Annotated in this window: 27 protein-coding genes and 1 tRNA gene; 16 read left to right on the top strand and 12 right to left on the bottom strand. The window is 62.5% G+C overall.

Features of this window, described 5'->3' with window-relative positions; genetic code table 11:
* The first annotated feature begins 12 nt into the window (after positions 1-12).
* The 4 genes from AC0L7I_RS00450 (at position 13) to AC0L7I_RS00435 (ending at position 3474) form a co-directional block, all read left to right on the top strand.
* Complete coding sequence (locus AC0L7I_RS00450) at positions 13-1314, top strand: acyl-CoA dehydrogenase family protein (protein ID WP_473397561.1); 1302 nt, start codon at positions 13-15, stop codon at positions 1312-1314.
* Between the two features lie 151 nt (positions 1315-1465).
* Positions 1466-2182, top strand: coding sequence for a hypothetical protein (locus AC0L7I_RS00445; protein WP_473397560.1), 717 nt, complete (start codon positions 1466-1468; stop codon positions 2180-2182).
* Between the two features lie 13 nt (positions 2183-2195).
* Positions 2196-2894 carry a PepSY domain-containing protein gene (locus AC0L7I_RS00440; protein ID WP_473397559.1) on the top strand — a complete coding sequence of 233 codons (699 nt, stop codon included), beginning with the start codon at positions 2196-2198 and terminating at the stop codon, positions 2892-2894.
* Positions 2895-2973: 79 nt separating this feature from the next.
* Positions 2974-3474, top strand: a complete 501-nt coding sequence (locus AC0L7I_RS00435) for a DUF2165 family protein (RefSeq protein WP_473397558.1) — start codon at positions 2974-2976, stop codon at positions 3472-3474.
* On the opposite strand, the gene ttcA is transcribed toward AC0L7I_RS00435, so the two are convergent.
* Complete coding sequence (ttcA, locus tag AC0L7I_RS00430; RefSeq protein WP_473397557.1) at positions 3471-4358, bottom strand: tRNA 2-thiocytidine(32) synthetase TtcA; 888 nt, start codon at positions 4356-4358, stop codon at positions 3471-3473. The genes AC0L7I_RS00435 and ttcA overlap by 4 nt on opposite strands.
* Positions 4359-4733: 375 nt before the next feature.
* Here ttcA and AC0L7I_RS00425 point away from each other — a divergent pair, with 375 nt between their 5' ends.
* From AC0L7I_RS00425 to AC0L7I_RS00415, 3 genes are all read left to right on the top strand, one after another.
* The gene (locus AC0L7I_RS00425) at positions 4734-5276 is read left to right on the top strand and encodes a MarR family winged helix-turn-helix transcriptional regulator (RefSeq protein ID WP_473397556.1); all 543 of its coding nucleotides are present in this window, start codon (positions 4734-4736) and stop codon (positions 5274-5276) included.
* Positions 5273-6613 (top strand): S41 family peptidase, encoded by a 1341-nt coding sequence (locus AC0L7I_RS00420; RefSeq protein WP_473397555.1) that lies wholly within the window; start codon positions 5273-5275, stop codon positions 6611-6613. Before AC0L7I_RS00425 ends, AC0L7I_RS00420 begins: the two co-directional genes overlap by 4 nt.
* A 367-nt stretch (positions 6614-6980) precedes the next feature.
* On the top strand, positions 6981-7352 hold the full coding sequence (locus tag AC0L7I_RS00415) for a hypothetical protein (RefSeq protein ID WP_473397554.1): 372 nt from the start codon (positions 6981-6983) through the stop codon (positions 7350-7352).
* A gap of 76 nt (positions 7353-7428) precedes the next feature.
* Here the strand turns inward: AC0L7I_RS00415 and AC0L7I_RS00410 are convergent, their stop codons facing one another.
* Together AC0L7I_RS00410 and rnhB are read right to left on the bottom strand one after the other, a co-directional pair.
* Positions 7429-7851 carry a GIY-YIG nuclease family protein gene (locus tag AC0L7I_RS00410; protein ID WP_473397553.1) on the bottom strand — a complete coding sequence of 141 codons (423 nt, stop codon included), beginning with the start codon at positions 7849-7851 and terminating at the stop codon, positions 7429-7431.
* Between the two features lie 68 nt (positions 7852-7919).
* Positions 7920-8510 (bottom strand): ribonuclease HII, encoded by a 591-nt coding sequence (gene rnhB / locus AC0L7I_RS00405; RefSeq protein WP_473397552.1) that lies wholly within the window; start codon positions 8508-8510, stop codon positions 7920-7922.
* Between the two features lie 92 nt (positions 8511-8602).
* On the opposite strand from rnhB, the gene AC0L7I_RS00400 reads away from it, so the two are divergent.
* From AC0L7I_RS00400 to AC0L7I_RS00390, 3 genes are read left to right on the top strand one after another with little or no spacing between them, the layout of a single operon-like run.
* Positions 8603-9379, top strand: a complete 777-nt coding sequence (locus tag AC0L7I_RS00400) for a TerC family protein (protein WP_473397551.1) — start codon at positions 8603-8605, stop codon at positions 9377-9379.
* Positions 9380-10351 (top strand): quinone oxidoreductase family protein, encoded by a 972-nt coding sequence (locus AC0L7I_RS00395; RefSeq protein ID WP_473397550.1) that lies wholly within the window; start codon positions 9380-9382, stop codon positions 10349-10351.
* A gap of 9 nt (positions 10352-10360) precedes the next feature.
* Positions 10361-11527, top strand: coding sequence for a winged helix-turn-helix domain-containing protein (locus tag AC0L7I_RS00390; protein WP_473397549.1), 1167 nt, complete (start codon positions 10361-10363; stop codon positions 11525-11527).
* Positions 11528-11555: 28 nt separating this feature from the next.
* Here the strand turns inward: AC0L7I_RS00390 and AC0L7I_RS00385 are convergent, their stop codons facing one another.
* From AC0L7I_RS00385 to AC0L7I_RS00375, 3 genes are all read right to left on the bottom strand, one after another.
* A complete protein-coding gene (locus tag AC0L7I_RS00385) occupies positions 11556-11987 on the bottom strand; it encodes a DUF2267 domain-containing protein (protein WP_473397548.1) in 432 nt (143 codons plus the stop codon).
* A gap of 105 nt (positions 11988-12092) precedes the next feature.
* Complete coding sequence (locus tag AC0L7I_RS00380; protein WP_473397547.1) at positions 12093-12995, bottom strand: M23 family metallopeptidase; 903 nt, start codon at positions 12993-12995, stop codon at positions 12093-12095.
* Entirely contained in the window at positions 12992-13204 is a 213-nt protein-coding gene (locus AC0L7I_RS00375) for a DUF2093 domain-containing protein (protein WP_473397546.1), read from the bottom strand. The genes AC0L7I_RS00380 and AC0L7I_RS00375 overlap by 4 nt, the downstream gene beginning before the upstream one ends.
* A 156-nt stretch (positions 13205-13360) precedes the next feature.
* Here AC0L7I_RS00375 and recA point away from each other — a divergent pair, with 156 nt between their 5' ends.
* Complete coding sequence (gene recA / locus AC0L7I_RS00370) at positions 13361-14458, top strand: recombinase RecA (protein ID WP_473397545.1); 1098 nt, start codon at positions 13361-13363, stop codon at positions 14456-14458.
* A 197-nt stretch (positions 14459-14655) separates the two neighbouring features.
* Positions 14656-17295 (top strand): alanine--tRNA ligase, encoded by a 2640-nt coding sequence (alaS, locus tag AC0L7I_RS00365; RefSeq protein WP_473397544.1) that lies wholly within the window; start codon positions 14656-14658, stop codon positions 17293-17295.
* Positions 17296-17311: 16 nt separating this feature from the next.
* On the opposite strand, the gene AC0L7I_RS00360 is transcribed toward alaS, so the two are convergent.
* The 4 genes from AC0L7I_RS00360 to AC0L7I_RS00345 all read right to left on the bottom strand — a co-directional run bounded on the left by AC0L7I_RS00360 (position 17312) and on the right by AC0L7I_RS00345 (position 19848).
* A tRNA-Pro gene (locus AC0L7I_RS00360) sits at positions 17312-17388 on the bottom strand.
* Positions 17389-17436: 48 nt separating this feature from the next.
* Positions 17437-18084, bottom strand: coding sequence for a glutathione S-transferase (locus AC0L7I_RS00355; protein WP_473397543.1), 648 nt, complete (start codon positions 18082-18084; stop codon positions 17437-17439).
* A complete protein-coding gene (gene trhO / locus AC0L7I_RS00350) occupies positions 18081-19022 on the bottom strand; it encodes an oxygen-dependent tRNA uridine(34) hydroxylase TrhO (RefSeq protein WP_473397542.1) in 942 nt (313 codons plus the stop codon). Before trhO ends, AC0L7I_RS00355 begins: the two co-directional genes overlap by 4 nt.
* A 160-nt stretch (positions 19023-19182) precedes the next feature.
* Positions 19183-19848 carry a lysostaphin resistance A-like protein gene (locus tag AC0L7I_RS00345; protein WP_473397541.1) on the bottom strand — a complete coding sequence of 222 codons (666 nt, stop codon included), beginning with the start codon at positions 19846-19848 and terminating at the stop codon, positions 19183-19185.
* An 86-nt stretch (positions 19849-19934) separates the two neighbouring features.
* Here AC0L7I_RS00345 and AC0L7I_RS00340 point away from each other — a divergent pair, with 86 nt between their 5' ends.
* Entirely contained in the window at positions 19935-20486 is a 552-nt protein-coding gene (locus tag AC0L7I_RS00340) for a PadR family transcriptional regulator (protein ID WP_473397540.1), read from the top strand.
* A gap of 88 nt (positions 20487-20574) precedes the next feature.
* Here AC0L7I_RS00340 and AC0L7I_RS00335 read toward each other — a convergent pair whose 3' ends face one another.
* Positions 20575-22206: a DUF389 domain-containing protein gene (locus tag AC0L7I_RS00335; RefSeq protein WP_473397539.1), complete on the bottom strand. Its 1632-nt coding sequence runs from the start codon at positions 22204-22206 to the stop codon at positions 20575-20577.
* A 131-nt stretch (positions 22207-22337) separates the two neighbouring features.
* Positions 22338-23285 (bottom strand): 4-hydroxy-3-methylbut-2-enyl diphosphate reductase, encoded by a 948-nt coding sequence (gene ispH / locus AC0L7I_RS00330; RefSeq protein WP_473397538.1) that lies wholly within the window; start codon positions 23283-23285, stop codon positions 22338-22340.
* A 111-nt stretch (positions 23286-23396) separates the two neighbouring features.
* Between ispH and AC0L7I_RS00325 the strand changes: the two genes are divergently transcribed.
* The 3 genes from AC0L7I_RS00325 (at position 23397) to AC0L7I_RS00315 (ending at position 26923) form a co-directional block, all read left to right on the top strand.
* The gene (locus tag AC0L7I_RS00325; protein WP_473397537.1) at positions 23397-23954 is read left to right on the top strand and encodes a hypothetical protein; all 558 of its coding nucleotides are present in this window, start codon (positions 23397-23399) and stop codon (positions 23952-23954) included.
* A 3-nt stretch (positions 23955-23957) separates the two neighbouring features.
* On the top strand, positions 23958-25727 hold the full coding sequence (argS, locus tag AC0L7I_RS00320; protein WP_473397536.1) for an arginine--tRNA ligase: 1770 nt from the start codon (positions 23958-23960) through the stop codon (positions 25725-25727).
* Between the two features lie 68 nt (positions 25728-25795).
* Positions 25796-26923, top strand: a complete 1128-nt coding sequence (locus tag AC0L7I_RS00315; RefSeq protein WP_473397535.1) for a DUF697 domain-containing protein — start codon at positions 25796-25798, stop codon at positions 26921-26923.
* Positions 26924-26953: the final 30 nt, after the last annotated feature.

Genomic DNA, 26953 nt, shown 5'->3' with positions numbered 1-26953 from the left:
GAGAGAAACACCATGCCAGACACACAACATGCCGCTGACCAGAATGCGGACCTGAACGACCTTCGCATGTCGGATGCGGCCCGCCCGCTCTACGATCATGTCCGCAAGTTCATCAAGGAAACCGTCAATCCGATGAGCGAGGAATTCCACCGCCTCGGCGAAGGCAAGAAAGACATCTGGTCCTATGCGCCCGGCCAGCTGGAATGCCTTGAGAAGGCCAAGGACGAAGCCAAGAAGCAGGGCCTCTGGAACTTCTTCCTGCCCGACGCTGAAACCGGCGAAGGCCTCGCCAACCTCGACTACGCCTATATCGCAGCCGAACTCGGCAAGAACCCGATGGCGTCCGAAACCATGAACTGCTCGGCGCCCGACACCGGCAACATGGAAGTCCTCGAACGCGTCGGCACGCCGGCCCAGAAGGAACAATGGCTGAAGCCGCTGCTCGAAGGCAAGATCCGCTCCGCCTTCGCCATGACCGAGCCGGGCCTGCCATCCTCGGACGCCAAGAACGTCTCCATGACCGCCGTCCTCGAAGGCGACGAATGGGTCCTCAATGGCGAGAAGTTCTACATTTCCGGCGCCGGCGACCCGCGCTGCAAGATCATGATCACCATGGTCAAGACCAGCCCGAATGCCGAGCCGCACAAGCAGCAGAGCCAGATCCTGGTGCCGCTGCCGCATCCCGGCGTCACGATTGTCGGCCCGATGCACGTGTTCGGCGATCCGGACGCCCCGCATGGCCACATGCACCTGAAGTTCGAGAACGTCCGGGTGCCGAAGGAAAACATGCTGCTCGGCGAAGGCCGTGGCTTCGAGATTTCCCAGCTCCGCCTCGGCCCTGGCCGCATCCACCACTGCATGCGCTCGATCGGCCAGGGTGAACGCGCCCTCGACCTGATGGTCCGCCGCGGCATCAGCCGCTCGGCCTTCGGCAAGCCGCTGGTCAAGCTCGGCGGCAATACCGAGATCATCTCGCGTGCCCGCATCGAAATCGAAGCCATGCGCATGATGGTCCTGAAGGCTGCGAAAGCCATGGACGTGCTGGGCAACAAGGAAGCCCGCGTCTGGATCTCGATGGCCAAGGCCATGGTGCCTGAGCGTGTCTGCCAGATCATCGACCAGGCGATCCAGATGCATGGCGCCGCCGGTGTGTCGCAATGGACGCCGCTGGCCCAGATGTATACCAGCCAGCGCACGCTGCGCCTCGCCGACGGCCCGGACGAAGTCCACCACATGGTCATCGGCCGCGCCGAAATCCGCAAGTATGAAGGCGGCGAGGAAGCTCCCGAACTGGCCTCCATCTGGCGCAAATAGACGCGGGAAAACGTTCGAGCCAAAATTGAAGGCGCGCAGGGCAACCCGCGCGCCTTTTTTGTTGATGCCTGCCGGGGGCGCCATGACACCACGGGTCTTGACCCACGCACCAATCGCATTGATCGTCCAACAACGTATAGGAGGCGGGCACATGCGTATCGCGGCAATCACTCTTCTTCTGTTGGCAATGGGCAGCTTGTTTCCCGCTCAAGCGCAGGAAAGTCGCATGCAAACTGTCACTGTTACTGCGAGCATGGTCGATGCTGGCGATTTGCGGGCTGCGACGGCCATCTATCGCCGCATTCCTGCTGACTTTGTCTTGATCGAAGTGAACTTCCAGTCGGCGAGCCGGGATCCCGGCGCGCGCCGAAGCGAGCTTGAGACCATGTTTGGGCGGCTCAAGAAGTCCGTGGCCGAAACGGCCGGATTTGAGCTGTCTGGTGGTGAGATCGGAGAGAGCAGTGCGCCCATCGACACAGTTCTCTTCGATGACATTTACAACGTTTACTCCAATCAGGGGCATTTCACGCTAACCCTTAGCGTTGATACCAGACCCGGCGAGACGTTCGACCTGCTGATGCAACGCGCGACGGCGTTTCTGTTCGGGATAAAAACGGCTGGTCGCTCAGAAGCCTATCTCGGAGACGAACAGTATCTGGGCGTGCGAGGGACCGACAAGCACCGGGAAGACCTTCTGGCCGACATTCGGCAAGAAGTTTCGAAGCTTCAGAATCGCTTTCAACCCGCTACCGTCACGATTGGCGGTCTTGAATCCCGGGTGGTGACCCAGCCTTCGGGGCCGCTGGAACTGGAGATATTCATTCCGTACACATTGAAGGTAGAGTCGGGAGTTGAACCGGCCCAATAGCTGCGTTCACATCATGCGTCCGATCCCCCGTCTCATTCCGCGTCTCCACAATATCCTCGGCCTCGTGGTTGGCGGGCAGGTCCTGCTCTGGATCGTGTCCGGCTTCTTTTTCACGATCTTTCCGATCGAGCAGGTTCGCGGCGAACACCTGCGCGCCGCAGCACCGGCGTCCATCGCGCTGCCGGCCGCCGGCTTCGCCCCGCTTGACGGCCTGATGAGCCCAGACATGCAAACGGTTCGTCTGAAACCCTTCCTCGCGGGCGCGGCCTATGAAACCGAGACGCCTCAGGGCAAGGCGCTGTTCGACGCCGCCACGGGCACGCCGCTCTCGCCGCTCAGCGAGGCGCTGGCCCGCGATGTGGCCGAAACCGGCTGGGCGGGCGACGGCGCACTGGCTGGCCTGGTCCTGGTCGACCCGGCCCCGCGAGAGGCCGGACGCGGCCATGGCCGTGCCATGTGGCGCGCCGAGTTCGCTGGCAACGATACCGCGACATTCTGGATCGATCCGCAGACGGGCGATGTCGCCGCCGTCCGCACCGGCCTGTGGCGCACCTTTGACCTGCTCTGGGGGCTGCACATCATGGACTGGACGTCGCGCGAAACCTTCACCACGTGGTGGATGAAACTCGCCGCCTTCCTGTCGCTAGTGCTGACGCTGGCCGGCATCTGGCTGGTCGTGGTGCGTGTGCGCCGGGGCAAGATCCTGCGCTAGGGCAATCCGCGCGGCGCCGCTATTCGCCTCGCGCGCCAAATGCGTGTAGCCTCGCCGGTACATTGGGATAGGGGAGGCAATGATGATCCGGATGTCGAAAATTGCGCTCGTGGTTTTTGTCGGCCTGCAAGGCCTGTTCTACGGGCTGAACAATATCGTGAATTTCAAGCAGGCGATCAGTTTCGTCACCGGCGTCCTGCCGATGGAAGGCCATGCCGCTTATCCGAATGCGTTCGGTCCGGCGATCACATGGCCCCCGCTGATCGTGGCAACGCTCTGCGTCATCATCATAGGCGAACTCCTGATCGCCGGGCTGTCTTTCAAGGGAGCGTACGACATGGTGCGGGCGCGCAACGAGCCGTCCGGCATGTTCAACATGGCCAAGAAATACGCCATTCTCGGCTGCGCCATGGCGCTGGTCGTCTGGTTCGGCATGTTCCTCGCCGTGGGCGGTGCCTATTTCCAGATGTGGCAAACAGACCTTGGCGCCGCGGCGATGACAGGCGCGTTCCAGTATTCCATGGCCAGCGGCATCATCCTGCTGTTCGTCCAGGCCCCCGACGTGCCTTCAGAAGGCTAGAACGGCACGTTCGGGTCGTCCTCGCCCTTGCCGCCGATCTCCAGCCCGGCAAAGTCGAACACGCGCGGGTCGTGCAAATGGCTTGGGCGCACGGTGGCCAGCGCATGCGCCATGACCTGCCGCACGCCGGGCTTCTTGCGTTCCCACTCGTCCAGCATCTGTTTCATCGCCACGCGCTGCAGGCCGTCCTGGCTGCCGCACAGGTTGCAGGGAATGATCGGGAAGGCCATCGCCTCGGCAAACTTCGCCAGGTCGTCTTCCGCCGCCGTGATCAGCGGGCGCAGCACGAAGCAGTCGCCCTCGTCGTTCAGCAGTTTCGGCGGCATCGCGGCCAGGCGCCCGCCATGCACGAAATTCATCATGAAGGTTTCCAGCGCGTCGTCGCGGTGATGGCCCAGCACGATGGCCTCGCAGCCTTCCTCCCGCGCGATCCGGTAGAGGATGCCCCGGCGCAGGCGCGAGCACATGGAACAATAGGTGCGGCCTGCCTCGACCTTTTCGGTGACGATGGAATAGGTGTCTTCCGTCTCGATCCGGTATTTGACGCCGGTCGTGTCCAGCCAGTCCGGCAAGACATGTTTTGGAAAGCCTGGTTGGCCCTGGTCCAGGTTGCAGGCAATCAGGTCCACCGGCAGCGCGCCCTGCCATTGCAGGTCCATGAGAACCGCCAGCAGGCCGTAGGAATCCTTGCCGCCCGACAGGCAGACCAGCCATTTCGGGCGGGGCTTGTCACCGGCATCCACCGCGCGCCGGTCGACCATCTTGAAATCGTCCACGGCCTTCAGCGCGCCGCGCACCAGCCGCTTGCGCAGCTTCTTGAAATTCACCGATGACGGGGCGTCGGCAAACAAGGGCGGGGCGAGGGGTGCGGTTGTATCAGCCATGGCGCGCAGCTTTGCCACGGGAAGCGGGCGGGAATTAATCGCCCTGTGCCATACCGCACCCTTGCCACCCCCTCACCTCCCACGCCCTGCGGGCGCTGGTCCACCTCTTCCAGAGTGAGAGGGAGGTATCGCGATGTCCGGCATAAAATACTAAATGGCTTCAACAATCCGATTTCGGTCATTGGGCATAGATTGTGTGGCCGTCTGGGACTCGCCAAAACACAGTCATACCGCTTGTTGCGTCTAACGACCGCTGCGGGCGTAGAAGCAGACATTCGTGATCGGACAAACTCGCGACCGAGATTGGCTGCAAGTAGAAATCCAATCTGTGCGGGTGAAAGCACACTGCTTGACATATACAATATATTGTACAATATGTTGTATATGTCGGGCCCATTTCTTTCTTTTGTAGATTGCCACGCAGCGCGCGAGGCATTTATTGGAAATCGGCTCGGCCGGTTGGTAGACCTTATTGTCGATCAGGGAGAAGCGTTGTTGCGTTCGCGGGGCGCGACGTTCCGCTCAACCACCGCGTCAACGATGTTGTTGATAAGTGAACGGAGCGGCCTCTCGACGGCGGATATCGCGCGCGAACTGCGTCAGCCGCACCAGTTGGCGACACAACGTGTAGAGGCGCTCCTTGAATTAGGCCTTGTCGAGCGCAATAGCGACCCGCGCGACGGACGGCGCAGTGTGCTGGCATTGTCGCCAAAGGGCAGAACGGAAGCGCAGCTGCTGGCAGACGTCCTTCGGGACGCAGATAAAGCATTTCGAGAGCTATACACCGAGATTGGCACCGATTTATCTGAGGTCGTTTTTGCAGCGATGGAGGAGCTGGTTCGTTGCCCGCTGGAGGAGCGCATTGCGAAAGGCCCAACTTCCTCCAACCGCCGCAATGCAAAAAGGGTGAAACAATGAAACTGGTGATGTCCACGCTGCTCACTGCAGCCATCATGCTTACAGCATGCGCTACGGCGTCAACGCCTGATACTCCACAATTCACCCGCGCTGAGATCGAGGAAGACTACGAAGCGCTTCTGGAGTTTATCACCAGCACGCACCCAGATATTGCTCGCAGTGCGGACTTCGAAGCGATTAGTACAAAAGCCCAGCAAGTGCGCGCCTCGCTACCTGCGTTTATGAGTTTGCCTGAAGCGTGGATGGCGATGGCAGTTGTAAATCCTCTGTTCGGTGATGCTCATACGGGCCTGCGACGTCCTGTGGCTGCCATCGAATCCTATCAAGCTGACGGCGGACGCCTGTTCCCCGCGCCCGTGACCATCGGTCAGGGCGGAATTTTGCGCATTGCCTATAATGCGGAAGCAGAAATGGGCGCTGCTCCCGGCGCGCAAATACTCGAAATCAATAACATCGACTCGCAAAGCATTGTCGCGCGACTCGCTCCGCGCATGCGTGGCGAAACGCCGGAATTGCAGCGCCTGATCATGGAGCGCTATTTCGCCGAATATTTTTGGCTCGCCTATGGCGGCTTCGATAAGTATCGTGTCAGCTTACTGAATCAGGACGGCACGCGCCAAACTGTGACAATGAAATTGGGCGTGAACGAGGTCAGCGACGATCCTGGATTCCAATATGAGCGCTTGGGTCACGGCGCGGCGCTGCTGAATGTGCCCACATTTGAGTTGCAGTATAGCACGCAGTTTGCAGCATTTCTCGAACGTGCTTTTGACGACATCCGTCTGTCTGGCGCAAACACTTTAATCATCGATCTGCGCGATAACGGCGGTGGCGCCCGCGATCTGTCCGACCTGCTGATTGGCTATCTTTCGAGTGAGTCCGTCGCCACCACCGCGCGCATAACAGCGCGAGTGACAGAGGAAAACGCGGCTCGTTTGCCTGGAGCCTCGCTCGGCACGGTGGTCACCGTGCCTTTACGGCAAATGACTCGCTTAGCATCGGAGCCACCGAAGCCGTTCGAAGGGCGCGTCTACGTATTGATTGGCAAACTTACCTATTCTCAGGCCGTCGTCTTTGCCGCCACAGTGCAGGATAACGACCTCGCTGTCATTGCAGGAGAAGAAACCGAGGGTCCAGCCAACCAGACAGCCCAGGTTCAAAGCGACGTGTTGCCGCATACGGGGTTGGAAGTGCTCGCTCCGCTCTATGTCTTTACCCGCGCCAGCGGCGAAGAGGGAACGCGCGGCCTTGTGCCCGATATTGGGATCAAGGATGACCCTGCCGACCCGGCGCGCAGCGTGGAGAAACTGTTAGCGTTGGTGCAAGCCGCCGAGTAGTGAGCCATTCGCCAACCCGGCGGTCCTGCGGCTCCAGCACTCGGTTTCTGATATGGGTATTTGTTATCAATTGCGTCTTTGGATCTGGCCGTAACGCGGTTGGCTTTCTTTCGTGTGAAACCAAATACAGCCTTCAGTAGGACACGAGGAAAACCAATCTCGATCTCTCATGTGCCAACTTGAAACGTCTGCAATCGGGATCATCCAGCCACTCCGAGCAACCGCGTTCGATGACGCGTAAGGGCCAATAACGATCGTTGAACGCCGCTTTTCCAATGTCTGCCTTTGGCCCACAGGCGACGTTCGTTTTGGGGCACAGCGCTGCTCTTATCCTCACCCTGCCGCACTCGGTGTATAATACGCCGCGATGCCATCTTTCAGCCTCCTCACTCCCATGCCCGGCCTGCCCTGGTACCTGTGGCCGATCTGGCCGCTGATCTTCTGGCGCATACGGCGTTTGAAACAATGGTTCCGCGCCGCCGGTGGTCCCGGCAGCCAGATGCTGTGGGGCGTGATGTGGAACGGGCGGGTCGTGGTCATCCAGCTCTCGGACGATTTCTCCGGGCATCCTTCGTGCGCTTTTCGTGCACCCGTCTCGGACGGACTGGCGCGCGCGCTGACAGATGCCCCGTTCCCATGTTCCCGGCGAATGCCGGGGCCTCAGGCCATTCTGTCCGGATGTACTGTCGACTATGCCGGCTTTCGCCGGGAATACGGGGTCAACATCCCCGATACCTGACCCATACCCCCACCGCACAACACCCAGACCTCACCCCAAGCGCCCCCTCAGGCGCCGTGCGTGCTGGACGCGGCGTTCAGCTGAAAAAGGGGATCCGGAACATGCGCTTGAAACGCCACCAGCGGCGCAGGCGCTTGTTGTTCGGTGCATCATCCGCGCCGCGCGGGACGAGGATATCGTTCATCTTCGGCTGGTAATTGCGGATCAGGTCTTCCTCGATCCGCGCCCGGTCGTTCGCCTTGTCGATCACGAGCACATGGCGTTCGGTCGCGCCGCGCTTCCACCAGGCTTCCCACCAGCGCTCATGGCCGATCAGGCGCGAGCGGAAATTGGTCGCCTTGCCGATATAGAGCGGGAACAGGAAGAATACGAAGCGCCTCTGGACGAAGATATAGATGCCGCCGCCATCGGGCAGGCCTTTCGGCGTCAGCGTGATCTTGAAGCGGTAAGGCCGGCCGGATTCGCCGAACCAGGTATGCCAACCAAACAATATCCACATGAGCTTCGTCTCCGTCCCCAAAGTGGCAGCCTGAAACAGCGTTGGTTAACGCCGGATTAAGCTTTGGATCAGCCGGCCAGCATCGCCGCGCGCACGGGCCGGAAACTCGTGCGGTGCGCAGGGCTGGGGCCGAGGCGGGTCAGGGCTTCAGCATGCGCCGCCGTGCCATAGCCCTTGTGGCGGGCAAAACCATAGCCGGGATGGCGTGCATCAAGGTCCTGCATCAGGGCGTCGCGCACCGTCTTGGCGAGGATCGATGCGGCCGAAATGGCCGGCTCGGTCAGGTCGCCCTTCACAATGGCGCGGGCCTCGCAGGGCAGGCGTTTCGGCAATGCATTGCCGTCGATCAGGATCATGCCGAGGGCGCATTGATCGGCCACGCCCTCTACCGCCCGGGTCATGGCCAGGAAAGTGGCTTCGCGAATGTTCATGGTGTCGATTTCCGCGACGCTGGCATGGGCGACACAGAAGGCCAGCGCCCGCTCGCGGATCAGCGGGGCCAGGGCATCGCGCCTGGCTTCGCTGAGGGCTTTGGAATCGGTCAGCCCCTCGATCGGCGCGGCGGGGTCGAGCACGACGGCGGCTGCCGTGACCGGCCCGGCCCAGGGGCCGCGCCCGGCCTCATCGACGCCGCAGGTGAAGACAAGTCGCTGGTTCATGCTGCCAGTGCAGCGCGAGTCGGTCTTGCTATCCACCCTTTGCTCCGCTTCACTGCAGCCTCTCCGATTCCCAAAAAAGAGGATGTCCTGCCATGTTCGAATTCCTGGCCTCTCCCGCCTTCTGGGGAAGTCTCGCCACGCTGACCTTCCTGGAAGTCGTTCTCGGGATCGACAACCTCCTGTTCGTGTCGATTGCAACCGGCAAGCTGCAGGGCAAGGAGAAGGCGCAAGCGACCCGAATCGGCATCTGGGGCGCCATGATTCTGCGCGTTGCCATGCTGTCGCTGATCTTCGTCATCATCGGCCTCGACAAGAATGCCCTTTTCCAGATGCCGCACGCATTCGCGCAGATTCTGTCCGGCGGCGATGAGGCGCTTATGCACCATGTCGAGGATGTGACCCTGAAGGACCTGATCCTGCTGGGCGGCGGCCTGTTCCTGCTGTGGAAGGGCACCGAAGAGATTCACGCCGCTGTCGAAGGCACGGGCCATGAGGAAAGCGATGCCAAGAGCGGGTTCTCGGCAGTCATCATCCAGCTCTTCGTCATCAATGCCGTCTTCTCGCTCGACAGCGTCATCACGGCGGTCGGCATGACGGACGACCTGGTCGTGATGGTCAGCGCGGTTGTCCTGTCGACCATCGTCATGGCCGTGGCGGCAGACCCGCTCGCCAAATTCATCGGCGAGCACCCGACCACTAAGATGCTGGCCCTGTCCTTCATCCTTCTTGTCGGCGTGGCCCTTGTTGCCGACGGTCTCGGCTTCCACATCCCCCGTGGCTACCTCTATTTTGCGATTGCCTTCTCGCTCGCCGTGGAACTGCTCAACATCCGCGCGCGGGGCAACGCGATCGCCAACGGAGACCACTAGATGACCCACCCTTACGCCATCCGCATTCATGAAACCGGCGGCCCGGAGGTTCTCACGAAGGAAGCCTTCGAACCGAAACAGCCCGGCCCCGGACAGGCCCTGGTCCGCCAGTCGGCGGTTGGCCTCAATTTCATCGACACCTACCAGCGCACCGGTCTCTATCCGGTGAAGTTCCCGTACACGCCGGGCGGCGAGGGGGCTGGCATCGTCGAGGCTGTCGGCGAGGGCGTGACCCATGTGAAACCCGGCGACCGGGTCGGCTATGTGGCATCGGGCACCTATGCAACGCATGTGACGGCGCCGGCCGCCATGCTGCTGCCCCTGCCGGATGGCGTCAGCGAGGAAGACGCCGCCGCCGTAATGCTGAAAGGCCTGACAGCCTGGATGCTCCTGTTCGAGATCCGTCCTGTCAAAAAGGGCGACACGCTGCTCGTATGGGCGCCCGTCGGCGGCGTCGGCAGCCTGCTCGTGCCGTGGGCGGCCAGCCTTGGCGCGCGGGTGATTGCGGTCACCTCGTCTGAAAAGAAAGCCGGGATGGCCCGGGCTGCCGGCGCCAGCGATGTGATCGTCGGCTATGACAATGTTGCCCAGCAAGTGCGCGCGCTGACCGATGGCCAGGGCGTGGATGTTGCGCTCGACAGTGTCGGCAAAGTGAGTTTCGAGGCGTCCCTCAACAGCCTGAAAAAACGCGGCTGGATGATTTCCTATGGCAATGCGTCCGGTGCGCCCGATCCGGTGCCGCCGGGCCGGCTGGCGCAGGGCGGCTCCTTGATACTGACGCGCCCCACCCTGTTTCATTTCATCGATTCCCCAGAGGCGCTGGCCCGCGGCGCCGGCCTGCTGCTTGGCGCGCTGAAGGATGGCACCCTGAAAGCCGATATCGGCCAGCGGTTTGCCCTGTCGGACGCAGGCGACGCGCATCGTGCCATCGAGAGCGGCAAGACCACCGGCGCCACATTGCTGATCCCCTGAGGCGGGTCGATGGCTCTCAGGATTTCCAACCGGGATGCCCGCCGCCTGTGGCTGGATGTCCAGCTTCTGTCGGCGGCGCCAACGGGGCCTCTGGACTTGGCGGGCATCATTCGGGGGCTGGGATTTGTCCAGCTCGACACGATCCGCGTCGTCGCGCGCGCGCATGACCATATCCTGTGGAGCCGCAACCAGAATTTCCGCGAACCGATGCTGGAAAAATGCCTCGCTCGCGATCGGCATGTGTTCGAGCATTTTACTCACGACGCCTCGCTCATCCCGATGGATTTCTATCCCATGTGGCGCCGCCAGTTCCGCCGGCTCGAGGAAAAGGTGCGCGGCTGGGAATGGCATCGCGGCATGCTGGACGAAGATGGTCGCGCCGGTATTCGCGCACGCATCGAGGCGGAAGGCCCGCTCAGCACCAAGGCGTTCGACACCAAGATCGCGGGCAAGCGCGAAATGTGGCGCCGCCCGCCGCACAAGCTGGCGCTCGATTACATGTGGTATGCGGGCGAGCTCTCGACGTCGCACCGGGAGAATTTCACCAAATACTACGACCTGACGCATCGCGTGATCCCGGATGACATGCGTGAGGCTGAGCACAGCGACGCGGCACAGGTCGACTGGCTTTGCCGCGAAGCGCTGGCGCGGCTGGCCTTCGGGACGGAAGGCGATGTGCAGCGCTTCTGGGCGGCAGCGGACTTGCCGGAAGTGAAGGCGTGGACGGCGGCGAATGCCGACGAACTCGTGCCGGTGGAAGTCGAATCCTCGAACGGCACGTGGAACGCAGCGCTTGCCCTTCCGGATATCGAAGCGCGCCTATCAGCCGTCCCGGCGCCGACGTCGCGCCTGCGCATCCTCAATCCGTTCGACCCTGTGATCCGCGATCGCACCCGCCTTTCGCGCTTGTTCGGTTTCGACTACCGGGTTGAGATTTTCGTGCCCGCCGCCAAGCGCCAATGGGGCTATTATGTCTATCCGCTGCTGGAGGGCGACCGGTTCGTCGGGCGGATCGAGGTGAAGTCGGACCGCGACAAGGGCGAGCTTAGCGTGCACCAGCTGTGGCCCGAGCCGGGCGTGAAATGGACCGATGCGCGTCAGGCAAAGCTGGATGCCGAACTCGGCCGCATGGCGCGATTTGTCGGCGCGAGCGACGTCGTCTGGCGGACGGACTGATGCGTCTGGGAGTGAGCGGCGCTGTGACCTAGGTCGCAGGCCAGAGGTTGCGCAAGTCCTTGCGCATGGAGTTCTTGACCTGGTCGATCTCGCCTTTCGAAATACGTTCGCTGAGCACTGCGAACACGGCGGACACGCAAAGTTGCGGGTTCTTCAGTGGATCGGTTCTGAATTCGTGCTGAACGCGTTCGTAGAATTGTTCCAGCTTGCGTTCTGGCACAGGTGTCGCCGACGGGTTCCAGCCTTCATAATAGATGCCGCGGACAAGCATCGGCAGCTGGGCGGCCAGATCGGCGGCTTCATCGACGCTGAGCCAGTCGCGGAGAGTATGCAAGGTGGCGCGCAGCAAGCGATAGCTGCGGTTCTTGTCTTCCCAATGCGCATGCCTGGACACGTCGTTGAGCCAAATATTGACGTCCTGCGTGGCGTTGTCGAGGACACTGATTCCTGTATGGGACATCTGAACTGCTCCTTTGTTGGAGCAAGTATCCCGCACTCGCAGTCTGAGCGCATTGACCCGCATCAACTGCACCGAAAAAAGCCGCAGGATGCCCCACCTAGTTGGTCATTCTGGATCGGACACCGGCAAGTCCAGCAGCAGGGCCGGGTCGATATAGAAATCGCCGCTGCGGTCAGCGTTCGCGACATTGCGCCATTTGACGGCCCAGTGAAGGTGCGGACCGGTCGTGCGGCCTGTATTGCCGGTCTTGGCGAGCAGGTCCCCGCGCTTCACCACATCGCCGGTGGAAACATCGACTTCGGAAAGGTGCATGAACACCGAGGTCAGACCGTGCCCGTGATCGAGGAACACGGCGCCACCTTCATAATAGAGGTCCGGGTCGGCAAGGATGACCATGCCCGCTGCGGGCGCCACAACCGGCGTGCCGACGGGAGCGGCCATGTCATAGCCTTGGTGGACGGAGGTTTTTTCGCACGGCTTGCCGGTAACTTTCGAGACGCCGATATATTTTCGTGTCGGGCCGAAGGGCGACGAGGCAGGCACACTGGCTGGCCTGATGAAGCCGTGGAGGGCGCCGACGCCAGGATTCAGGCTGGCAAAGGCGGCCTGCTTGGCCTGCCAGCTGCGCGCGGCATGCGCCTTCTGTTCGGGCGAGCGGGCATCGACCTTGTCGCAATCGAAACCTGTGATCGTGCGGAATTCATCGTCACGCGCGGCAATGGCCAGGTCGCCATAGGCGCCGCTCGCAGCAGACCAGCCAATCACGGGGGGTGCGCTGGTATTGATGCCGAACTGGGCCGTGCCGGTGTCATCAACCACCTGTTTCACGCCAGCGACCGTCATCGTTTCGCCGGGGGCCGCGTAACAGACGACAAGGCCGCCCTGCTTGAGGGCGCCGCCGCAGGTCGGGGAGGCTGGGGTCGCGGCTTGGCGTTCGTCGGCGGCAGGTACTTGTGCGCACGCTCCTGAACACATCACGACCGCCAGCAGGAGTTCGCGCAGCATCATCCCTTGGCGGGCACCATGCGGGTGCCGGCTGCTGCGGCGTCCCAATAGGCTTCCTGCAGGTCGACGCTCCAATAGCGCAGGGCCTGCAGCGGGATCTTCCGGCCGGTTACGGCGCACACAACAAAATCGCCCGGTGCAAGCACCTGGACGTCAGCATCTAGGTAGCGAAGCCGCGCTTCGCCCGCCTGTCGGTTGGATCGGGTCAACATGTCACCACCATGCCTGATCGGCGCGGAAAAGAAAAGGTGCAGCGGACAGGAAGTTTCTGCTTTGTTCTTGAGAACAAACATGGTACATGCGGAACATGGACGGCAATAGGGGGCCTTGCCAAACTGACCCCCATAGTGGACCTAAGGAGACGACTCATGGCCAAACCAGCGCTTCAACTAGTGGATAAGGAATCCGGTGTGGATAAGCAGAAGGCTCTTGAAACGGCTCTAGGTAATATTGAACGTGCATTCGGCAAGGGCTCGGTGATGCGCCTTGGCGATCGCAAGGTCATGGACATCGAAGCGGTTTCGACCGGTTCGCTCGGTCTCGACATTGCGCTGGGAATTGGCGGCATTCCGCGCGGGCGGATCATCGAGGTCTACGGCCCCGAAAGCTCGGGCAAGACGACGCTGGCCCTGCATTGTGTGGCTGAAGCGCAGAAGAATGGCGGTGTGTGCGCCTTTGTTGATGCCGAACACGCGCTGGACCCGGTCTATGCTGGCAAGCTGGGCGTCGATCTGGATGATCTCCTTATCTCGCAGCCGGACACCGGCGAACAGGCGCTGGAAATTGCTGACACGCTGGTACGGTCCGGCGCAGTGGAATTGCTGGTCATCGACTCCGTGGCTGCGCTCACCCCGCGCGCGGAACTTGAAGGCGAGATGGGCGATTCCCTTCCCGGCCTGCAGGCGCGCCTGATGAGCCAGGCCCTGCGCAAGCTCACCGGTTCGATTTCGAAATCGAAATGTACCGTGATCTTTATCAACCAGATCCGCATGAAGATCGGTGTCATGTTCGGCAGCCCGGAAACCACGTCTGGCGGCAATGCGCTGAAATTCTATGCGTCGGTCCGTCTTGATATCCGCCGCATCGGCCAGATCAAGGACCGTGACGAGGTCATCGGCAACCAGACGCGCGTCAAAGTGGTCAAGAACAAGGTGGCCCCGCCATTCCGGCAGGTCGAGTTCGACATCATCTATGGCGAAGGCATTTCCAAGACCGGCGAGCTGATCGACCTCGGGGTCAAGGCGGAAGTCATCGAGAAGTCGGGGTCATGGTATTCCTACAAGGGTGAACGCATGGGCCAGGGACGTGAGAAAACGCGGACCTTCCTGAAGGAAAACCCGGCCATAGCCGACGAGGTCGAGGATTTGATTCGCCGGAATGCGGGTCTCCTCGCCGACGAACTCCTTACGGCAGGCATGGAAGCGGGCTCGGATGACGATATCGAACCGGATGCAGCCAAAGGCTGACCAGCCCCGTTCTGCGCCCTGAAAAGCCTGAAAACAGGCAGTTCAGGGCTTGGTTTGCAGTCAGGTCTTTCACCTGATCTTGTCCCTTTGTGGCGCACCCGGCTTGGCGCGCCGCAAAGGGACCTTTATATCGCCGGTTGGAACCGGCGCAGGACTGTCCTCGCCGCACATGAATAATTTCGGCTAGGACACTGAACATGACCGGCGTCAACGATATCCGCGAAGCTTTCCTCTCCTTTTTCGAGAAGCAGGGACATGCGCGCCGCGCCTCTGCGCCGCTTGTGCCGCAGAACGATCCGACCCTGCTGTTCGTCAATGCGGGCATGGTCCCGTTCAAGAACATCTTCACTGGCGCCGAAACCCCGTTCGCGCCGCGCGCCACCACGTCGCAAAAGTGTGTCCGGGCTGGCGGCAAGCACAATGACCTCGACAATGTCGGCTATACGGCCCGTCACCACACATTCTTTGAGATGCTCGGCAATTTCTCGTTCGGCGACTATTTCAAGGAACAGGCGATCGTCTATGGCTGGGAGCTGGTGACCAAACAGTTCGGTCTCGATCCGAAGCGCCTGCTCGTAACCGTCTATGCCGAGGACGACGAAGCCGCCGCGCTGTGGAAAAAAGTTGCAGGATTGTCCGACGACCGGATCATTCGCATCGGTACATCGGACAATTTCTGGTCCATGGGCGATACCGGCCCCTGCGGGCCGTGCTCGGAAATCTTCTACGATCACGGCGACAAGATTGCCGGCGGCCCTCCCGGCAGCCCGGACGAGGATGGCGACCGTTTCATCGAGATATGGAACCTGGTCTTCATGCAGTTCGACCAGTCGGCGGACGGATCGCGCAAGCCATTGCCCAAGCCGTCGATCGATACCGGCATGGGCCTCGAGCGCATCGCGGCGGTGATGCAGGGCGTGCACAACAATTACGAGATCGACCTCTTCGCAAACCTGATCAAGGCGGAAGAGGCCCTCTATGGCGCGAAGGCGGCAGGCGACCATCTGGCGTCGTTCCGTGTGATTGCAGACCATTTGCGTACCTCCGCTTTCCTGATCGCCGATGGCGTGCTGCCCTCGAATGAAGGGCGCGGCTATGTCCTGCGCCGCATCATGCGACGCGCCATGCGCCACGGCCATTTGCTTGGCGCCCGCGAACCGATGATGCACCGCCTCACGCCAGCCCTGATCGGCGAAATGGGCAAGGCCTATCCGGAACTGGGCCGCGCGAAAGCCGCGATCGAATCGGCCCTCGAACAGGAAGAATCCCGCTTCCAGCGTACGCTCGGGCGCGGCCTTTCGCTGCTCGAGGAGGCAACGACCGGCCTTGGCAAAGGCGATGCCTTGTCAGGCGACACGGCCTTCCGCCTCTATGACACGTTCGGTTTTCCGCTCGACCTCACGCAGGATATCCTGCGGGCGCGCGGCATGTCGGTCGATACGGCCGGTTTCGATGCTGCGATGGATGTCCAGCGCGAAGGTTCGCGCAGCGCGGGCTTCTCGTCAGGCGATGCAGCAACCGATGACATCTGGTTCGCCGTGCGTGAGAAATCCGGCGCCACGAAGTTCGGCGGCTATTCCGGCACCGAGGGGCAGGGCAAGCTTGTTGCCATCGCTTCTGGCGGCGCACTGGTCGACACGCTCCAGCCGGGCGCAGCCGAACTCGTGTTCGACGCGACGCCCTTCTATGCCGAGAGCGGCGGCCAGGCCGGCGACCATGGCGAGATCACGTTCGACGGCGGCGCGCGCTTCATCGTGCGCGACGTGCAGAAGCGGGCTGGCGATGTGAATGTCCATGTCGGCGAACTCGTCAGCGGCTCGGCCAAGCTTGGTGCGAAGGCGAAACTGCATGTCGACGCGACGCGGCGGCGCGCCATCATGGCGAACCATTCCGCAACCCACCTGCTGCATGCCGCCCTGCGCAATGTGCTCGGTGAGCACGTCACGCAAAAAGGCTCGCTGGTCGAAGCCGACCGCCTGCGGTTTGATTTCTCGCACGGCGCGCCGGTGTCGGCGGCGGAGCTTGAGGCCATCGAGGACCAGGTCAATGCCGTGATCCGCCAGAACGCTGCGACCGACATCAAGGTGACGTCGCCAGAGAAAGCCATCGAGGCAGGCGCGCTGGCCCTGTTCGGCGAGAAGTACGGAGATGAAGTCCGCGTCCTGTCGATGGGCAAGGGCGACGGCAAGGCATATTCGGTCGAACTTTGCGGTGGCACGCATGTCGATCGTTCAGGCGACATCGCCGTGTTCGTGATTACGTCCGAGAGCGGTGTATCCGCTGGCGTTCGACGGATCGAAGCAGCAACCGGCGCCGAGGCGCTGGCCTATCTCAAGGGCCGCGCACGGATTGCCGAGGACCTGGCCGAGAACCTGAAAGTGCCTCTCAAGGATGTCCCGCGCAAGGTCACCGTCCTGACGGAAGAACGCCGTGCGCTGGAGAAGGAACTGGCCGATGCCAAGCGCAAGCTGGCCATGGGCGGAGGCGGCGGCGCGCCTGCGGGGCCGGAAGTGGTCAATGGCGTCAACCTGATCGCGCGGGTCGCGGAAGGCGTCGGCGGCAAGGACCTGCGCGCGCTGGTTGACGAGGCCAAGGCAAAAATCGGGTCCGGCGTCGTGGTCTTTGTCGGCGTGGCCGATGGCAAGGCCGGGGTCGCGATCGGTGTTACCGCCGACCTGACCGCAAAATATTCGGCGGTGGACCTTGTGAAGCTTGCCGCAGCCGCACTCGGCGGCCAGGGCGGTGGCGGGCGTCCGGACATGGCGCAGGCCGGTGGGCCGGATGCGGGCAAGGCGGATGAGGCGCTGGCGGCGGTGAAAGCCGCGCTGGCGGGGTAATTTCGTTGCCGGGAAATGGTCGGAGTGAGAGGATTTGAACCTCCGACCCCCGCCTCCCGAAGGCGGTGCTCTACCAGGCTGAGCCACACTCCGAACCGAAGAGCGGCGTATTTACGCCTGCCGCAGAATTTTTCAAGAGGGTCAGATGGCCTGTGCCAGCAGCGGTTCGGCACCGCCGGGCTGCCATTGGGCGTGCTTGGTCATGATCGATTTGAACAGCGGGCTGGCGAGGTGGTTTTCCAGCCAGGGCTTCAGCGCGGGCAGGGACTGCGTAGCGAACCATGTGCGGTCGGTGGCGGCGAACTGGCGCACGAAGGGGAAAATCGCCATGTCGGCAAGGGTGCGGTGAGGGGCTAGCAAGTGGGTGCCTGAGGGGGTGATACGGGTGTCCCACGTCCGCAGGATGGCCAGTCCCGCCGCGCGCTGGGCGACTGGATCAACGCCGTCATAGCGGGTCGGGTATTTGTACCGGTCGAGCGCGTGCTTGAACGGGCCGTCGCATTCATCGATCAGCGCAGCAGTCTCGGCGGGGTCGGCGCCGAGCCAGTTTTCGGGATCGTTCCGGGCCAGCGCCCAGCGCATGACATCGAGGCTCTCGTCGATGACCTGGCCATCGGGCAGGACGAGGACCGGGACGGTGCCCTTGGGACTGGCGGCGAGCATCTCGGCCGGTTTGTCGCGCAGGACCACCTCGCGGACGCGGACTTTGGCGCCGCTGATGGCGAGGGCGAGGCGGGCGCGCATGGCATAGGGACAGCGGCGGAATGTGTAGAGCACTGGAAGGTTCATGCGTCCTCGTTCCGGCGCGCCTCCGGGCCCATATGCTGTTGCCCACGGGCCCTGGCGAGATCGATCTGCTTCTGGCGCTCGGCGAAGCGGGCGCGCTGTGCGTCGCTCATTTCGCCCATGCAATGCGGACAGGCGACACCGGGCTCATAGGCGGGATGGGCCATGTCGGCCTCGGACAGCGGCCGCTTGCAGGCATGGCACATGTCATAGGAGCCGGGGGTGAGGTCGTGGCGGACCGAAACGCGCTCGTCGAAGACGAAACACTCGCCCTGCCATTTGGTGTCGGATTCCGGCACCGTCTCGAGATATTTCAGGATGCCGCCCTCAAGGTGGAAAACGTCGTCGATGCCTTCGGCCTTGACGAAGCTGGTGGCCTTCTCGCAGCGGATGCCGCCGGTACAGAACATGGCCACTTTTGGCGTGCGGCCTTCCGCTTCCAGTTTTGCCCGGAAGTCGCGGAACCAGTCAGGGAATTCGCGGAAGGTCTTTGTCTGCGGGTCGATGGCGCCTTCGAACGTGCCGATGGCGACTTCGTAATCGTTACGCGTATCGATGAGCACGGTATCGGGATCCGAGATCAGGGCGTTCCAGGCCGCGGGCGCGACATAGGTGCCGACAAGCGCGTTCGGGTCGGTGCCGGGCACGCCCATGGATACGATCTCGCGCTTCAGGCGCACTTTCAGGCGCAGGAAAGGCATCTCGTCTGTCTCGGCGAATTTGGCCTCCAGCGTTTCGCAACCGGGCAAGGCGCGCAGGGCGGCGAGGGCCGTTTCGATGGCGTCCGCACTGCCGGCGATGGTGCCATTGACGCCCTCGGAGGCAAGCAGGACGGTGCCTTTCACGCCAGCAGCGGCAAGCGTTTCGGCCAGCGCGGGCTGGCGGGATTCAAAATCGGGCAGGGCAACGAACTTGTAGAAGGCGGCAACGGTATAGGTCATGGGCGCGCTTATGGCAGATCAGCGGGAGAATTTGAATAAGGACCAGCACGTACGGCGCCCGAGGGGGGCGTGAGGAGGGAAAAGGATGGCATCGCTGCGCATTATACGCGCAGGCCAGCAGGGGGCGGGTAAGGTGGAGGCTTTCCACCATGACGGCAGGTCAGGCGCCGAACAAAGGCGAGACGAATGGGTGGCCAAGATAGAGCTCGGTTATGCCGAGCAGGTTGACTGTCATATGGGTGAAGACGGCCGGTGCGAGCCGGCGCCCGGATGCCAGATAGGTGATCCCGAAAACCAGGCCCACCAGACCCGTGGCGACAACACCGGGCAGGCCCTGGTAGAGATGGGCCAACCCGAATACGACCGCAGAGGCAATTGCGAGCAGGGGGCCTGCGCGCGATCCGAACAGGCGCGTGCCCCAGCCGATAATATAGCCGCGGAAAACCAGCTCCTCGGCGATGCCGCCGAAGAGCAATCCGACGGCTAACAATACCAAATAGTTCGTGAGATTGCCTTCGACCGCATCGAAATTGCTGAGATCAACAGGCTGGTTGAAGACATTCTGCAAGGCCGGTTCGATCATGGTCGACATGGTGAAATGCGTGACCAAGCCGATAGTCAGGCCGAGCAGGAGCGACGTTACTGGTCCGCGTTTCCAAAGAGGCAGGGCTGCACTGCGCGCATCGCGATGAAAAACCAGCGCGGCGAGGACAATTGCGAGGGAGCAGAGGACTCCCACTCCCGGTATCGCCAGTGCCAGGATGAGCGGCGCTGCCCACAGGACCAGCGTTGCCGGACGCTGGATACGACTCGATTTCATGGTCATCACACAATCCTTGCAATAGTGCGTTTCGCACTATAATAGCCAAGCAATCCAAAACGGCAAGTGGCCCCGGAGGCAGACAAGGCATCATGACAGAGCTGGAGGCATGCGTGATTGCCCTCATTGCGCGGGACGGGCCTTGTACGGCCTATTACGTGCGCATGAGCTTCGAGCAGTCAGCCGCATCGACCTGGCGCGCAAGCACAGGGTCGATTTACCCCCTGATCAGGCGACTTGTCGCGCGTGGCCTTATTCGGTCCGAGCAGGACGGCGACGACAAGCGAGGGGCCAAGCAACTATTCGTGACACCGTCCGGTCGTGAGGCTGTCCGAGATTGGCTGATGGAATCTCCGGACTGGATTGGCGACGCCTCGGCCGACCCGATTCGCACGCGGGTGCATTTCCTGATGCTTCTCGGCGGCCATGAGCGCGTGAACGCCATCAAGGGAATGATTGCAACGACCCAAACGTCTCTCGCTGCGATCAACGAAAAAATGCTGCGCCTGAAATCAGCGGGCGAAGACATTGAATGGCTGGTTCACGAAGGTGCTCGCGCGATGTTGCAGGCGCGCCTGGAATGGCTGGGTGAGGTCGCGAACTACTTTCAGGCCGCGGCTGCCGGTGGTGCGTCCGACCCCTGACCCCGCACGACTCAGCCAATATGCCCCGCTTCGCTGTCACAACGGCCGGGCCGCAGCAAATGCTGCAAGCGGTTGCGACCGCCTGGTCTTACGAGCCCGGGCGGATGAGAACGGTCTGGAAGCGCTGGTAGCCGAGCTGGCGTTCATCGGCAGTCTGACGATAGGCGCGATATTCGCCGACGGGCGAGGCGGTGAAGCCGGCCTGGGTGAGGCGGTCGGCGACGGTGACAGCGCGTTGATAGGCAAGGGTGCGATTGTCGAAACGCTGGAGCGCGCCGGATGTCGACGCATAGCCGACGACTTCGACCGATTTCGACGACCAGCGTTCAAGCGCCCAGATACTGTCACCGAGAACGGACTCGCCGGCTGGCGAGATCGTGTTCTCGCCATTGTCGAATGCGATCAGCGGCAGTTCGGCGACCGGCGGAACGATGTGGATCGTCCAGTTCGGGAAGTTGGTTTTCAGGCCTTCTTCCATGGTGCGATAGGCCGAGATCGACAGGCCATCATGCGGTGCGGCGATCAGTTTGGCGGTTTTGTGTTCGGCGTCGATGTCTGCCGCGGCAAGCTGGAACGGAACGGCGGCGCGCAGCTCGGCTTCGGACTGGCGGAGCTTTCCGAGGCTTTCGAGCCGGGAGATTTCGGCGCGCAGCGGCGCAGCGATCGATGAGTCCGCCATGCGCAGATAGGCCTCTGCTTCGAGTGTCTTGTCCTCGTCGATCAGCACCTGGCCGAGATTGACCGCGACCGGGCGGCCAAGGCGAGTTGTGAGATCGGCGGCGAGGACGGTTTCGGCATCCGGTACGCGGGTGCGGGTGAGCACGGTGGCATCGACGCGGATCTCCGATCCTTTCGGGAAGGTCACCGATACATCCGACACGCGGGAGTCATGGTCGGAAAAAGGATTGAGCAGGGCCGACTTGACCGTGTTGATGGCCGTCGTCTCATAGGCAATGTCGCGCAGGGCGAGCCCGAGCGGGACGGAGAGCGCAGCGAAGACGGACAGGATCAGCGCGCCTTGCCAGAGCGTGCTGCGTTTGCCGTGGCCGGCACCGAAACTGTAGAGGCGGGACAGGACGGTGACCGAGAGGGCAATCGCGAGCAGGTTGGTCATGAACAGGAAGAAGGAGCCGCCTGCGACCTGCATGGAGCCGACCGCGAGGCCATAGCCGGTGACGGCGAGCGGCGGCATCAGGGCGGTGGCGATGGCCACGCCGACAATGGTTTCGCCCTTGCGCTGGATAACGGCATATCCGCCTGCGAGGCCTGAGAAAATGGCGACGAGGAGGTCGAAAAAGTTCGGCCGTGTACGTGCGACGATTTCGGGCGTGATCTCGGTGAGCGGCGAGAGCTTGACGATCAGGAAGGAGATCGTGATCGAGGCGGCGACGCCGCAGGCCATCGAGAACATGGCGCGGCGCATGGCCGGGAGGTCAAGGATGCTGAGCGAGAAGCCCATCAGCATGATCGGGCCCATGAGCGGGGAAATCAGCATGGCGCCGATGATGACCGCAGGCGAGGAGAGCAGGAGGCCGAGAGTTGCGATGGCACAGGACATGACCGCCATGAAAATATAGCGGCCCGACATCTGGCCTTCTTCGCGGACATGATCGACCACGTCCTGATGGTCGATAGGACGGGCGAGTTGGCGCAGGAACAGCTTGGCCCGCCGCTTGAGGACGTTCATCTGCTCGGATGGTTCTGACTTGTCGAATGCCATGGGACGCAGCTCTCGTGGTTCTGGGGCAGGATCGCCTGCCAATACGGCAAAATCGATACATAATCATTAGCATTATGCATTGAAAAACAGGTAAGTTACAGCGCCCCGGACCAGTCTCAAGCCGTGCCTGCCTAGTCGGAAAGGATGCGGGGAAGCTTGAAAGTGACAGACTCGCGGGCGGTTTCGACCGTGTCTAGCGTCACCTCAAAACGCGTGCGGCAGGCGTCGATGACACCCTGGACAAGGTCTTCCGGCGCGCTGGCGCCGGCGGTCAGGCCCAGCGTGGCAACATTGTCGAACCATGACCAGTCGATGTTTTCGGCGCTGGCGACGAGTTCGGCGCGCCTGGCCCCGGCGCGCAGGGCGACTTCGACGAGGCGGACGGAATTGGAGCTGGTGCGGGCGCCGATGACGAGGACCAGCCCGGCGCCGGGCGCGAGCACTTTTACGGCGTCCTGACGATTGGTCGTGGCGTAGCAGATGTCTTCCTTGTGGGGGCTGGCGATCTCGGGGAACCGGGCCTGCAGGGCGGCGACAATTTCGGCCGTATCGTCCACCGACAGGGTGGTTTGTGTAACAAAAGCGAGGTTTTTCGGATCTTTCGGTACGAAGCGTTCCACATCTGCAATGGTCTCGATCAGCGTGATTCCACCGCCGAGAAGCTGGCCCATCGTGCCGATCACTTCCGGATGGCCCGCATGGCCGATGAGGACGATCTCGCGGCCCTCGGTATGATGGCGTTCGGCCTCGACATGGACCTTGGAGACGAGCGGGCAGGTGGCATCGACATAGATCATCTGGCGGGCAGCGGCTTCTGCGGGCACCGATTTCGGCACGCCATGGGCGGAAAAGATGACCGGCCGGTCGGTCGGACATTCGTCCAGTTCTTCAACGAATATGGCGCCCATGGCCTCAAGGCGGCTGACAACATGGGCATTGTGGACGATTTCGTGCCGGACATAGACCGGTGCGCCCCATTTTCCGAGGGCTTCCTCGACAATCTGGATCGCTCGGTCGACCCCGGCGCAGAAACCGCGGGGCGCCGCAAGGCGAATGGTCAGGGCAGGCCTGTCGGTCATTTAATATTCTCCTGCCTCTGCGGCGTTGCGCCGAAGCGCGCAGCCCTTTAACACATCTCCAGCTACAGATGGACAGGCCTTTTCCTCAGGCCAAGAAGGACACGCCGACGCATGCGCATATTTGTTACCCTTCTCGCGGCGGCGATGCTCGTCGGATGCCAGTCGAAAATCGCCGAGACATTCGACACGCGCCAGAATGCCGGGCCGTGCCCGCCGATGGGGTCGATTTATGATGTCGCCCGTTATGTGAAGTTCGTGGACGGTGCCGAAGAACTCTATACGAATATCCGATATACCGCTGAAATCACCGATGTGCGCATGTTCTGCCGCTATTCGGACGATGACCCGCTGGTGGCGCAGATGGAAGTGGATTTTGCTTTCGGCAAGGGCGATGCAGCCACCTCCGACAAGCATGCCTATCCGTATTTCGTCGCTGTGACGCGGCGCAACGGCAAGGTGCTGGCCAAGGAGTATTTTTCGGTCGAGGCCGATTTCAAGGGCCGGAAACTGGCTGGCAAGACCGAATCCTTCGACAGGATCGAAATCCCCCGGCTGGATGAATCGATCGCCGGGTCGAACTTCGAGATCGTGGTCGGCTTCGACCTGACGCCGGAACAGCTGGAATTCAACCGGGCGGGCAAGCGCTTCCGCCTCAACGCTGAAAAGTAAACCATGGCGAACCTGATCAGAGACCTGACGGCCGCTGCTGGCGCCGCCTTCTCTGCCATGGGGCTGGAGGCGCGCTGGGGCGACGTGCGCCGGTCCGACAAGCCGGAACTGGCCGATTTCCAGTGCAATGGCGCGATGGGCGCGGCGAAATCTGCCGGCCGGAACCCGCGCGAGATTGCCGGCGAGATTGCCGAGGCGCTGAAGGGGCACCCGCTGGTCCTGTCGGCCGAGGTGGCAGGCCCGGGCTTTATCAATATCCGGGTATCCGACGATGCCCTGTCGGCCCGCGCGGCGGATATCCTGGCGAGCGACAAAGCGGGCGCGGAACCGGCGAACGATCCGCAGGTGACGGTGATCGATTTTGGCGGGCCGAACGTGGCCAAGCCGATGCATGTCGGGCATTTGCGCTCGGCGGTGATCGGCGACACGCTGCAGCGATTGCTGAAATTCCTCGGCGATACGGTGACGTCCGACACGCACCTGGGCGACTGGGGCCTGCAAATGGGGCACCTGGTCACCGAACTGCATGACGAGCAGCCGGACCTGGTCTATTTCGACGAGAGCTATTCCGGGCCCTATCCGGACGAACCGCCGGTGACGATCGAGGATCTCGGGCGGCTGTATCCGGCCGCCAGCGCCAAGGCGAAGGACGATCCGGCGCGCAACCAGCGTTCGCAGAATGCCGTGGCGGAGCTGCAGGCGGGCCGGGCAGGCTATCGCGCGCTGCTCAAGCATTTCATCCAGGTGTCGGTGGCGGCGCTGAAAGTGGACTATGCCTTCCTCAATGTCTCGTTCGACCTGTGGAAGGGCGAGAGCGATGTCGACCACCTGATCCCCGGCCTGATCGAACAGTACCGCAAGGCGGGCCTTGCCGCGGAAAGCCAGGGCGCGCTGATCGTGCCGGTGGCGCGCGAGAGCGACAAGAAGGAGATGCCGCCGGTCATGCTGCTGAATTCGCGCGGCGGCACGGGCTATCACACGACCGACCTGGCGACGATCGAGGACCGGATGACGGTGATGACGCCGACCCCGGAGCGGATGCTGTATGTCGTCGACCAGCGCCAGGCGCTGCATTTCGAGCAGGTGTTCCGGGCCGCCGACCTGCTGGGCCTGATCCGCGAGGACCAGCTGGAACATATCGGCTTCGGCACGGTGAACGGGCCGGACGGCAAGCCGTTCAAGACGCGCGAGGGCGGGGTGCTGCGACTGGCGGACCTGAACGCGATGGCGCTGGAAGAGGCGGACCGAAAGCTTGGCGCGGCGAACCTGCCCGATGACATGGGGCCGGAAGAACGGGCGAGCGTGGCGCGGGCAGTCGCGGTGGCAGCGCTGCGCTTTGCCGACCTGCAGAACACGCGCACGACGAATTACGTGTTCGACCTCGACCGGTTCACGAGTTTCGAGGGCAAGACGGGACCGTACCTGATGTACGCCGCGGTGCGGATCAAGTCGCTGTTGCGGCGGGCCGAAGCGGACGGCAATGCGCCGGGCGAGATCGCGGTGGGGCATGACGCCGAACGGGCGCTGGTGCTGGCGCTGGACGGGTTCGGTGCGGCGCTGCTGGGCGCGCGCGAGAAGCGCATGCCGCACATATTGTGCGAGCACGTGTTCGGCCTGAGCCAGGCCTTCAGCGGCTTCTATGGCGCGCTGCCGATTGCGAATGAGACTGACCCGGCGCTGCGGGCGAGCCGGCTGGCGCTGGCAACAGCCGTATTGAGGCAGCTGGAAGCGGGCCTCGGGATTCTCGGCATCGACGTGCCTGAGCGCATGTAGGGCATCGCGCCCTTGTGTGCCTATATCTTCTGTAGCGACGGATCGACCGCGATGCAGAGGAGACGACAATGGCGAAGGCACTCAAAGACGAAAGCGCCGGGGCAGGCGAAGGCGTTCAGTGGGAACTTGCCTCGCAATGGGCGCAGGGCTGGCGGTTCCTGAAATGGTCAGCGACCGCGTTCATCGTGATCGCCTTCCTCGTCGTCATCGGGCAGGGATTCCTGTTCTACCGCATGTTCGACGATGTGCATCCGGTTCTGGGCTATGCCTATGTGGTGATCCTGGCGCTCATTCTCGCCATCATGGTCGGCCGGCCGATCCGATCCTTCCTGGCCATGCCGGTTGCGGCGAGGCCCCCCTCCATTGTGATCGATCCGAAAGCGCCTGAGCCGTCGGCGCTAGCCGCACGGCTGAAATACGACCTGAAATACCTCGACATGCTGGCCCGGAACCCGCTGGTGCAGGATGAAAGCGACGCCATTCGCGAGGGCGTCGCCAAGGGGCGTGCCCTGCTGGAGCGCTCATTGCAGGCGTCAAAGGACGAGGCCATGGCCGTGTCCGTGGAGCTTGAAGCCTTCGAGCGGGACCATATCGAAGCCCTTCTGAAGCCGCTGGACGCGAAAGTGAATTCGCTGATCCATGCCGAGGCTGTCGGTGTGGGCGTGGCGACGGCCGTGTCGATGAATGGGACGGTCGATGCCTTCATTGTGCTCTGGCGGAATGCCAATCTGATTGCGCGGGTGTCGCGGATCTATTTTGGCCGGCCGCATCTGGGCGGGAGCCTGCGCATCCTGCGGGATGTCGCCGCCATCGTTGTCGTGTCGCGAGCGCTGGAAGACGTGACCGACATAACAGGCGATGTGATCGGCAGCCTGCTCGGCCGCATGGGCGGGCTGGTGGCCGGACCGCTGATGGATGGGGGCATCAATGCGATGATGACGCTGAAGCTCGGCTACCTGGCGAAACGCCGTTGCCGCAGCTTCAAGGGCTGGTCGGCCGGACAGGCCAAGGCGATATCGGAAGAGGCGCTGGAGGGTGTGAAGCAGGAATCCGGTTCGGTCGTCACCGACCTGCTGAAACGATGCGGCGGGCTGACCTCGCATGCCGCGCGGGCGACCGAAAAGGCATTTGCCGGATCGAAGAATGCGTGGAGCCTGGTCCAGAGCTGGTTCGGAGGCAGGCCTGCGGGGGCCTGACCGATCAGCAGGCACAATTGTGGATAGGGC

This window comes from Hyphomonas sp. J20-32 (assembly GCF_055808555.1).
Note: the sequence above shows the minus strand (reverse complement) of the source record. Positions and strands in the feature narration are given on the sequence as shown.